The 11,023-nt window shown below is 33.8% G+C and carries 8 protein-coding genes; all 8 read right to left on the bottom strand.

Annotation, left to right across the window (positions count from 1 at the left end; all coding sequences use genetic code 11):
- Positions 1 to 5: 5 nt before the first annotated feature.
- Complete coding sequence (locus P7J49_RS09385; protein WP_408570525.1) at positions 6 to 2,501, bottom strand: LTA synthase family protein; 2,496 nt, start codon at positions 2,499 to 2,501, stop codon at positions 6 to 8.
- A 98-nt stretch (positions 2,502 to 2,599) separates the two neighbouring features.
- The gene (locus P7J49_RS09390; RefSeq protein ID WP_408570526.1) at positions 2,600 to 3,589 is read right to left on the bottom strand and encodes a glycosyltransferase family 2 protein; all 990 of its coding nucleotides are present in this window, start codon (positions 3,587 to 3,589) and stop codon (positions 2,600 to 2,602) included.
- The gene (locus P7J49_RS09395) at positions 3,582 to 4,814 is read right to left on the bottom strand and encodes a glycosyltransferase family 1 protein (RefSeq protein WP_044668250.1); all 1,233 of its coding nucleotides are present in this window, start codon (positions 4,812 to 4,814) and stop codon (positions 3,582 to 3,584) included. The genes P7J49_RS09390 and P7J49_RS09395 overlap by 8 nt, the downstream gene beginning before the upstream one ends.
- A gap of 5 nt (positions 4,815 to 4,819) precedes the next feature.
- On the bottom strand, positions 4,820 to 6,673 hold the full coding sequence (locus P7J49_RS09400; RefSeq protein WP_408570527.1) for a rhamnan synthesis F family protein: 1,854 nt from the start codon (positions 6,671 to 6,673) through the stop codon (positions 4,820 to 4,822).
- A gap of 22 nt (positions 6,674 to 6,695) precedes the next feature.
- The gene (locus P7J49_RS09405; RefSeq protein ID WP_044668179.1) at positions 6,696 to 7,919 is read right to left on the bottom strand and encodes an ABC transporter ATP-binding protein; all 1,224 of its coding nucleotides are present in this window, start codon (positions 7,917 to 7,919) and stop codon (positions 6,696 to 6,698) included.
- Positions 7,919 to 8,725, bottom strand: a complete 807-nt coding sequence (locus tag P7J49_RS09410) for an ABC transporter permease (RefSeq protein WP_044668178.1) — start codon at positions 8,723 to 8,725, stop codon at positions 7,919 to 7,921. Before P7J49_RS09410 ends, P7J49_RS09405 begins: the two co-directional genes overlap by 1 nt.
- Positions 8,726 to 8,727: 2 nt before the next feature.
- A complete protein-coding gene (locus P7J49_RS09415) occupies positions 8,728 to 9,657 on the bottom strand; it encodes a glycosyltransferase family 2 protein (protein ID WP_408570528.1) in 930 nt (309 codons plus the stop codon).
- A complete protein-coding gene (cps2T, locus tag P7J49_RS09420) occupies positions 9,654 to 10,802 on the bottom strand; it encodes a beta 1-4 rhamnosyltransferase Cps2T (protein WP_408570529.1) in 1,149 nt (382 codons plus the stop codon). Before cps2T ends, P7J49_RS09415 begins: the two co-directional genes overlap by 4 nt.
- Positions 10,803 to 11,023: the final 221 nt, after the last annotated feature.

The following is an 11,023-nucleotide window of genomic DNA, read 5'->3' on the forward strand; positions in this document are numbered from 1 at the left end:
ATTTCTTAGTTTTCTACACTAAAAAATTCAGCGTAATTTTTTAAATAATTTTTTCCAACTGTAATATCATACTGAATAAGCTTCAAATCATTAGCAGTTAATTGACCTTCTTCATCCAACTCAGTTTTATCAACGCTAGATTTTTCTAATACATCCGTTAAAAGTGCATAATAAGGGGACACTTTTGAATTTGTATGTGCTAATAGTGCCGTTGGAAAATCACTGGAATTGATTAACGGAAAATTTAATTTCTGATTATCTTTATTACTCCAAATAAAATAATCGGTTAAATACTTGGACTCTGAATTATTCTTAAAAAGAGTTTCAGGATACAATCCTGGAAGATGATCACCATAGAAAACAACTGTTATCTTCTTTTCCATTGTTGATAATTTATCTAAAAATTCTTTTGTGACTTTATCCGTTTCAAAAAGTAAGCGTGAGAAATTAGAAAGTTGATTATTTTCATCCGCACTAAAACCTTCACCTATTCCTGTGATTTCAGACGGCTCACCTATGGACCACGGAACATGATTTTGGTAAGTAATGACTGAAAAGAATTGGCTTTGATTCATATCTAGTTTATCAAGAATATTTTGATAGGTTGAACTATCGCTTGGAAAATTACCATATTTTATACTTTCCGTTGGTGGTAGCGCAAGATTATCGTTTGCTATAAAACTATCGAAGCCTAATTTACCATAAACTTCTCCTCTAGAGTATAATTTTGTTTCTCCAAGATGAATAACATAGCGATTCTGAGAATGATAGACATCACTAATGGAAGGTATTTTTTTCATTTTAGGAACAACTTCAGTATTGTATATTGAGATTGAGGAAGATAAATTATAATATGGTAAACCAAGCAGTGTTTGAATTTCAATATTCGCAGTACCACCGCCATAAGCGTCCGATTTCATTAAACCGCTCGTCGTTTCGGAAGCAATTTCTTTAAAATTAGGCAACACATCCTGACTTAATGTTACTCCTTCAAGTCTAGTGGGGTCGGCTAGACTCTCACTTAATATAAAGATAACCGTTTCATCCTCTATCAATTGCGAACGACTAGCATTTATTTCAGCAGCTCTCTTTGTATATTTTTCAACTAACGTTTGAATCGTTTGCTGGTTATAATTATTTGGCTTGTCCATTATCGGACGAGTGAATTGTTTCATCCACACATAAGATAATGATTGAAAACGTGCTGTAGTTGCGTGACCTGTGAAAGAAATATTATAACTATTATTTAGTCTAGATAAAATAGGAATATTATCCGCAATTCGCCCGTTTTCTTGATTAAAAAATACTGTCAGAATACCAACAAATACCGTGAACACTGCTGAAAGAACTACTAATTGGATTTTTACCTTAGCTATGATTTTTCCCGTCAGATATCTACTCTTTAAAAAGAATGTGATAAATACGGATGTAATAATTAATAAAATTGCTACACTTAAAATCTTTAAGTCTATATAATTAAAGATTAAATCAAGTTGAGATACCATTGAAAAATCTGTCAACAATAGCGGTTCACGCCTCATGGAATACTTCATTCCATTTACAATCGCTACTGTAATTCCAGAAAAAATAATCAAAATAGTTGATGGCCAATAGCGATTAAAAAGTAGGTAGACGGTCAAATTGATTGACGCAAATAATATTATTTGAAATGCAGTTGCTCCTGGAAAAATATATTCCCCATAAAAATCTTCATTCATCCGAATGCCAAATTGGATGAAAAAATTGAAAATCATCGCCAAAAATAAGCTACTAATAATTACTAAAGATAGGCTAGTTTGATTATTTCGCAACTTATTCATTGCTTGCCAAAATGAAATAGTTATAAAAATAACAATTAGTATAACGGTTGCTGAGAAATATAAAATTTGCAAATAGAACTGCTGATAATCACTATAATCTGATAATGCTAAAAATTGCTTCAACTTCTCTATCAGCTTGCTATCGTGCAATACGATTACTGATACTAATAAAGCTAATAATAAATTTGTTGACTTATTTTCATTTAAATAATTAGAATACTTTCTAATCACTTCAACTTTGCTGGTCAAATACTTCAGAACAAATGCTAAAGAAATGATAATAAAAATTACTCCAAAACTTCCTATCTCAAAAAAATAATCAACATCAAAAGTGGTAATATCAAAAGATTCATTATTAAGATTTTGGGTCATTAGTAAAAAATAAGAGATGAGTAAATATACAAAATATGAATCTATTAACTTTCTAAAAAATTCCCCTCCAATAGTTACAGAAAGATAGGATGAAAAAATGAGAATCGAAATAGCGGATAAGACCTGTAATACATACCGAAATTCGCTTACACTCTGGCTAATAGTGATATAATCTACTAAATATTCACTCAATGAAAATGTTCCAATCACAATAGCAGCTAGCATCAAAACAACTTTCATAAGTATATCTTTTTGTATGCTTTTTTTAAAATACTTTTTCATTGATTGAATTTTCAAATCTCTATCCATTATTTTTCTCATATTTTCGTAAAATATTTTCTTGAAATAAGACATTTGGAATACTTTCTCTTCCTAATTAAATAACATTTAGATTGTCAACTAATAGACTATTTCCTTTTTTTCCCCTGATGTTCTAATGAAAAGTTTGATATATCCTCACCAAGTTTTATCGTATTTGCAAGTCGAATACCACGCCATTTCTCAATATGGAACAAGGGATTAACAACTGACCAATATAATTTCTTCTTTAAAGAATAATCTTTATCTCTCAATATTTTAGGTATATCTTTTAGAATCCCTTTCAAACTTTGACGGAATATAAACCACAAGCTCATTTGCGACTCTGGTGCTCCACTATTTAGACGAACGTTATATGTTTCGTCAAAGATACGTTTTTTATACTCTTTTAACAAAACATCGTTTGAGTGTTCGACTATTGCTCGGCCATTATATGCCTTGTAATATCCCGCATCTATAATATCTTTTCCATACTCATAATCCTCGGAATACTTGACTGGGCGATAACCTATTTCATTCACTAGAAAAAGACGCGGAGCTGCTGAACACACATCACTATAAAATGATTCTTTTGTGTACATTCCAACCTGTTCTGAAACAGTTCTAGTCCAAATCGTCACCGCATCAGGTGTCCCTTGCTCCTCAAATACCGCATTGATGTCGTATTTCATGGCAGGAAAACAATAGTCTCTAGGTTTCTGACGTGCAAGTACCGCAACGACTTTTTCACTAATTTCAAACGGTGCCAGCATCTCATTTAACCAATTTTGATTGTATGGAACAGCATCCTGACTAAGATACACCATATACTCTCCGTCTGATATTTCAGCCGCCATTTGTCGAGTTCCACCATGTGAATATTCACTTTTATCAATCTGCTTTAACGTAAGGTTCCCATATTTATCAGCAAACTTACGAATAATAGGAACAGAATTATCGCTTGAACCAGAATCCGTTATAAGGACATTCCAATTAAAATCCGTCTCTTGATTGTAAAGAGCGGACAATGTTTCTTCTAAATGGTCATTTTCACCATTATAAACTGGAATAAATACTGTAGCTTTAATTTGGTTAGCCATTTATAACCTCTCGACGAATAATTTTTTCCACTTTTTTATAGCTTTCATCCCATGATAAACCAGTATACTTATCACTCATTTGTTCGGCATGCTCATTAATATCGGCTCTTTCGACAGCTTCACATAACTTATTTGCTAATGATACAGGATAGGCTTCCGTATAGAGGATATCATCAATCTCACCGAGAACCATGCGGTTATTATCCCCGTCGTTCATGACTGGAACACATCCTGCTACCAACAATTCTAAAGGCAATAATGATACATTTGTTAATGAAAGAACTAAACATGCTACACTTTCATGATAAATTGCTGCTAATTGCTCTTTATTTAAAATACCACGGTCTGTAAATTCGAACGGAATATCGTAATTTGACATATCTTGACCGAAAAACTCGATTTCATATTCAGGATGTTTTTCTTTGAAAATTTTCAAAGCCATAACCCCAATTTCAAAACCGCGTCGCTCAGTGTGAGCCCTAGCATAAAATGAAATTTTCTTCTTCTTTACAATTGGTGTTTTGGGTTTATAAATATCAATATCTGCACCGAAATCAAAATAATCTGCTTGCATTCCATATTGACCAACTTTTTCTACAAGCCACTTCCCTGCTGTGATACCATAAAAACCAAACTTATAGGTTGCTTCAGCAAGCATGTATCTAGATCCCACACCAAAGAATATTGGTTCAAAATCCTGAACAAAATAAAACTTATGCAAATGGTCATCTTGTAGATTGAAAACAGCGTAAGCAGTTTCCCAACTCGTAGCAAATACTACATCTTGATTTTTAAAGTCTTCTAATTCTTCTACATCCACGTCTATTCCATAAGAACGAGAAAAAATCTGCTGTGCTTCACCTGCTGATTGTGGAATAGTATTGTTATGATAGATATAAAATGTAATGTGATGTCCCTGACTTTGTAAATATTTCACAAATCGCGAAATGGTCGTATGACCACCGCCGCCAGGTCCGACTGGAGGAGATACCCAAGCAATATTTAACTTGTCTTTGGATAATTTTTCAGGTTTAATATAGGGATGATGAATATAATCAGCACTAGCTAAATCTGAAAATTGTGGCATTTGAGGAAGTTCGTCCATGTTTATTTTAGAGGGAGGGGTAACAACTACTTGGTTTTGTCCTAGTAGATGCGCTTTAATTTTTCGGATTGTTGCCTTGGTTCCTTCTTGGCGATAAGTACGAATAGTACTATGAATAATTTTTTTCATTTTTTCTCCTTTCGGCCTATTCTCCATTTGTAATAATTCCATTTGACAATAAATTTTAACGCCTTAAACGGAACAATAAATAGATTTTTAATATTGCTATTACTAAGGTCTGACATGTTAATATAAAAATCTGGGTAGACTGGGATTTTGACTTCTTTTACGACTTCTACTTTAACTTCTTTTACTACCTCAATTTCCTTGATTATTTCAACCTCATGATAAACTTTTTGACGATTCAATACTTTATTATCTAGAAATGAAGGTAGGGAATTTGGATTTTCAATAATTCGAAAATCATATCCTTTATCCCAAGCTAAGTAAACAACTAGTCTATCAATAATGCTAAATAGTTTATTTTTATCAGAGTAGTCATCTCTAAGTAACTGGCTAATTGGTACATTTAGCAAATGCTTGACCACTTCATCTTTCATCCAAACCGCTCCACCATATGGCAAAACAAAACTATCAAATGATGAAAAATCAATATTTTTCCGCTCGGATACTTCTCTCCACACTTGATTCAATTCGTTTGAGAGCCTATTCTCCATATCAGCATCGACCAAGCGTTGCATTCGGAATGAAGTCGGTACATCAGGAATGAGCACCCCTACATTACTTTTGCTTAAAAATTCGAGCAAAATACTATCGCTCTCGGTAAACATCATATCAGCTAATTCAGTGTAAGTTGAATGTCCGTTATAAAAGTCATCCGAATCAACCATAAAACTGTTCAAAAAACCGATATAGTTGTAGTGAGTAATATTATCTTTTAGTTGGTAAAGAGGAGAAAACGCAAAACCACATTTTTCTATAATAAAAATTTGAGCCACGATAGTAAATTTTTCCAATTCAAGGCGAATCCTCTTTTTCAGTTCTTCACTTTCAACCGAAATAATTATATCGAATTTATTGGCTAACGATTTTATTTTATCAATAATACTGTTAAAGGTCCATAAGTCAGTAAGATGAATGACTACTGCACCATTAGAAAATTCGTCAAAGTTTACTAGCTTTGTTTCTTTTTTTAATAGTTTTTGACTTAATTTGAAAACCGAATCAGGATAGTAAACCTGAGATAGATGGTCAATAATCAAGTTTGTTGGATAGTCTGTTTGTCTCTTTAATTCCTCTAAAATATACGGAGAGATAGGTTGGTGCATTTCAAAAAGTTTAACTTTTAAGAATGGAATTTTGGCCTCAATCAAAGTTTTAGGGTGATCTAATGAAAAATTCAACTTCCCATTATTTTCTATTTTTGTTGTATCTAAAATGGATTGATAATGAAATCCAGCATCTATCAATATTTTTGTTAGTTGTGTTTCATACTGATTAATTACATTTTGAACATCTGTAAAATTTTCTACATTCTTCATAAAATTCAAGAATATTTCAGAACTAAAAACAGACTTTTTAAAAACCATGAAATACGATTGTAAATGTTCTGGAATAAATGGCTCGCTATTTGGAACCTCAGCATGATTTGTCATACCCCAAAAATCTACATCAGTTTGCTGTTCAAAAATTTGATAGTAACCTTCCAAATCCCAAATTGGACCAAAACATGTATCATTCATAAATGTGATGGAATCAAATTCAAGAAGTTCTTGACTATCTAAATTGAAAATCCCATCCCTCCAAGCCGCGAAATCAAAGCCAACATTTTCTCGTATAATAGGATTTGAAATTTTAAACTTACTCTCTAAACTTTCAACTATTGATGTGCTTAATTGACTATTGCTGATGAAAATAGTTCTATCAAAAATGGGTGTAATTGTACTCAATTGATAATCAACATATTCACTATAAGCATTATATTTATTATAGTGAACATATACTAGTAGTCTTCTCATTTAACACCTCTGAGTCCATGTTTTAGATTGTTTTAAAGGTTCCCTGTCTTTTAAGAATTCCATCTGCAGAATCCACCAATGATAAATCAGTTTGATCAATTTTGCGAACGATAGTTACAATCGGCGACTCATCCAATGGTGTTACAGCTAAAATCTCAGAAGCCCTATTCTTCACAACCATCACCATTCTAACCTTAATACTATTAAAGTAATCTAAGCAACACTCATAACTAAATGTTTTTTTACCAATCCCTGTAGTTGACAGGTACATAGAATTATCATTGTATAAAGGTTGCCCTGTATCAAGATCAAAAAATGTAAATGCTAGATAAGTATCATCATCAACTAACTGATCATAAGAGATTTCAAATTGAAGTATATCCTCGGGCTGATAAATTTTATCATGTAGTAATACTGCTTTCAAATTTTGAATTCGATGATTTGTTTCAAGCTCACCTTTTGATGGCGATTCCTCTTCATTCGATGTGGTAGTAGGGGTGTTAGTATGAGTGTTATCCAATTGGTATTGTCCTGCAACATCAAATGGTTCACCATAAGCTTTTACCAAACCGTTCTCGATAAGCACCGCCTTGTTACAATACTTTTTAACAGCACTCATATCATGAGTTACAAGTATTGTTGTTTTACCAGATTTTTTCCGTTCCATGAAATAGTCATTACATTTTCTCTGGAAAGCTTCATCACCAACAGCTAATACTTCATCAAGGATTAGTACATCTCCTTGAGCTTTAATCGCAACGGAGAAAGCTAAGCGTACTTGCATACCACTGGAGTAATTTTTCAGCTTTTGATTCATGAATTCACCAAGTTCAGCAAAATCAACAATATCATCATACATATCATCAATTTCCTTTTGGGTAAATCCTAACATGGCCCCATTCAAATATACATTTTCTTTACCTGTTAATTCTGGGTTAAAACCTACACCAAGTTCAATAAACGAAACTAACTTACCATTTACAGTTGCTTTTCCTTGTTCTGGAACATAAATTTGAGAAATAATTTTAAGGAGTGTTGATTTACCTGAACCATTACGTCCAACAATCCCAAAAAAGTCCCCTTCTTCTACTTCAAAATTGATGTCTCTGAGTACATGTTGTTTTTTATAACCTTTTATCCCTTTAAAGCGATTTACCAAAGCTGTTCGAAGGCTCTGGGTACTTTCAGTCGGCAATTTGAAATATTTTGAAACATGTTCAACTTTTACTGCAATATTTTTTGTCATTAAAGAATCTCCGCAAAACGTTTAGAATTTTTTCTAAAGATAATCAGTCCAATCCCAAAAATTACAAATGGAATGACATATGGAACTGAGGCAATTACCTTGTTTCCAATTAGGTCCCATCCACGCAAGTTTCCATCATAGACGATATAGTGACGAATATCTTGGACAATCTGAGCCAATGGATTAAGCATAAGAAATTTAGCTACTTGTTCTTGCCCTCTATCCAAAAGATACGTTAGTGAATAGATAATCGGTGTAGCATACATCCCAGCCTGCATGATAACTTCCCAAATTGGACCGATGTCTCGATATTTTACAAACAGGCTTGAGAGAATGAAGGCAATCCCTGTAGCCAAAATAACTAGTTCAATAAAGAGAGGAATTAAAACGAGAAAATTGACATTAGGATAAATTCCGTTCACAATTGAGAAGGCTAAAACGACAATTAAGTTGATACTATAGTTAATAGCAGCTCCTGCAACTGAGGAAATAACTATAATCTCTTTGGGAAAACTTAGTTTCCTCAATAAGTCTCCTCGTGATACAATGGATAACATTCCCATATTAGTTGCTTCAGCAAAAAAGTTCCAATTGACCATTGCAAACAAAACGCCAACAGCAGCATGTGGGGTACCATCATCAATTCTCAAAAATCGAATAAAGACAAGATACATGATTGTAAATAGTAACATTGGTTTCAAAATTGACCATAGATGCCCAATAAAGGAACCTTGATAACGTAGTTTAAAATCTGTTTTTATCATCTCTCTTAAGAGTATTTGATTTTCTTTATTTAATAAATTCATAACTATTCCTTATAAGCAAATTTTGTAATTATTAAGCTCGAAAAAACAAAGGTATGGAAAGTTTTATTTTTTCTCAAACCATATTTTTTTAATGTTTTATAGCGTTCTAGCACTGGTTTATCCATAATTGTTACAAACGCTTCGACTAATTCTCTATTTTTCTGAGATAGCGACATTTGTAATAAATGGCTGGCTTGCTTTTGACTATTCTTTATCAACTCCCAATAGACTGCAAATAAAATATGTGGACGAATCCATTTTTTAAAGCGTTTTGATAGAGTTCGAGCTCCTAAGACATTATCCGAATGTTGACGATAAAGTTCCCCTGGTAGATTAATAAACACCAGGTTTCCAAAGGCTGACGCAAGCAGGGCCAGATACCAATCATGCATCAAAATATCCTCAGTTACTTGCCACATTTCAGCAAGATGATGATTAATCATGGCGACACCGCCAGTTACAGTATTCTCAGTCAACTCTTGCACCAATTCCGTATTGGCATGATGAGATTGAGATTTTACCATGCTTTCTGCCATAACCTCTAGATTTTGATTGACAACTTTGAGGTCCATATAAACCATCAATGGCAAATTTGTTGGATAGGCTTGTGCTTTTTTCAGACTAACTTCCAGTTTATCTGGCAACCAAACATCATCCTGGTCACTGAAAAAATAATAATCAGCAGTATCATAATGAACCAATCTATGGAAACTTTTGATGACACCAAGGTTTTCATCTGTCTCAGCGTCAATAAAACAAATTCGATGGTCTTGTTCCACAAAATTTTTGATAAGCTTTCTAGTCTGATCACTGGAACCATCATCACGAATGAACAGTGTCCAGTCTGTGTAGGTTTGTTCTTGGATAGAGCGGATTTGCTCAGTTAAAAACTGTTGACCATTGTAGGTCGACATGAGTATGTTTACTTTCATTTTAAAAATAATTCCTCGTACTCTTGGACAATTTTTCTCCAGGTGTAGGATTCGTGCATGTGCTTCTTGGCAATATTACCTAGGTCTTCTGCTTCCATCTGCTTATCTATCTGGTTAATCAATTGACTTAAATTACCGGATTCTTTACTCCAATAATGAGCCCCTTCTAGGGCAACTTTGCGATTAAAATCAACACCTAAAACCAAATTTTCATTGGTTTGCGCCAGCGCTTCTAGGAGACTAGGATTGGTTCCTCCGACTTCATGTCCATGAATATAAGCTCGACATTCTTGGCGCAGATACTTAAGTAGTTCTTGGTCATACACTGTTCCTACGAACTTGATTCGCTTATCGGATATAAAGCCTGTCTCATCTTTCAATTTTTGAAAATAGGCAGAGCCTTCATGGTTTGCAACGATGACCAAATCACGTTTTGTATCGCTCTTCATAAATTCCTTGATGGCTGCTAGATAATTGTTCTCAGGAACAAATCGACCGATAATCAGATAGAATTCTTTCTCCCTGATTCCCCAATTTGTAAAATATTGGCGAACTTGTTCAGATTCTTTTGTTAACTTAGTTGGACTTAAATCTGTACCGTAGGCAATAAAGCGTGTATTGGTTGCCGAGTATTCAGATTGAATATAATCTTCAATTCCCTCATTATCCGCAATAATCAAATCAGCATATCTGACCATCATTTTTTCAGAAAATTTTAGATAGCGTTGAACTGGTTTAGCCCACTTGGCCCGTTTCCATTCCAAACCATCTGGATTGACAAACAAGGTACCTCCAACAGAGTGAATCTTTTTCGCAAAAGGTACTATGAAGCCACCTATGGTATTTCCCAAGATATAGAAAATCGGTCGCTCTATCTGCTGTTCCTTAATGATTTTAAGGGCATAAGTAATCGCCATCATATCATAAGCGATAACGCGAGCTGGTCCAAATTTAGGTGGATTAATGGTGAAGCAATCTGCACCTAAGTAGGTCGAATGCTGATGATGACTTGTATCCGATAAACAAGCTACATGATAGCAGATTTTCTCGGATTTCTGGTGACTGACCAATTGTTGGACAAAGGTCTCAAAGCCACCATATTTTGCTGGTAGTCCACGACTACCGATAATAAAAACGTGTTTCATGAATCCTCTCCATCAAATTGCAGTTCTTTTCATTATACCATTTTTTTATTTTTTTTTCTAATTCTATACGTGGTTTGTATGCGGTAGAATTTTTTAGAATGCCCCGTACTGCATTTTTTGAGGAGAACTAATTACCGAGATGCAAAAGAAAAAACTGAACAATTTCTTGCTCAGCCCTTGACAGTGATACCTTTATCCTGTATCATATATTAGAGACTGAG

This window comes from Streptococcus suis (assembly GCF_046032515.1).
GTDB lineage: Bacteria > Bacillota > Bacilli > Lactobacillales > Streptococcaceae > Streptococcus > Streptococcus suis_AL.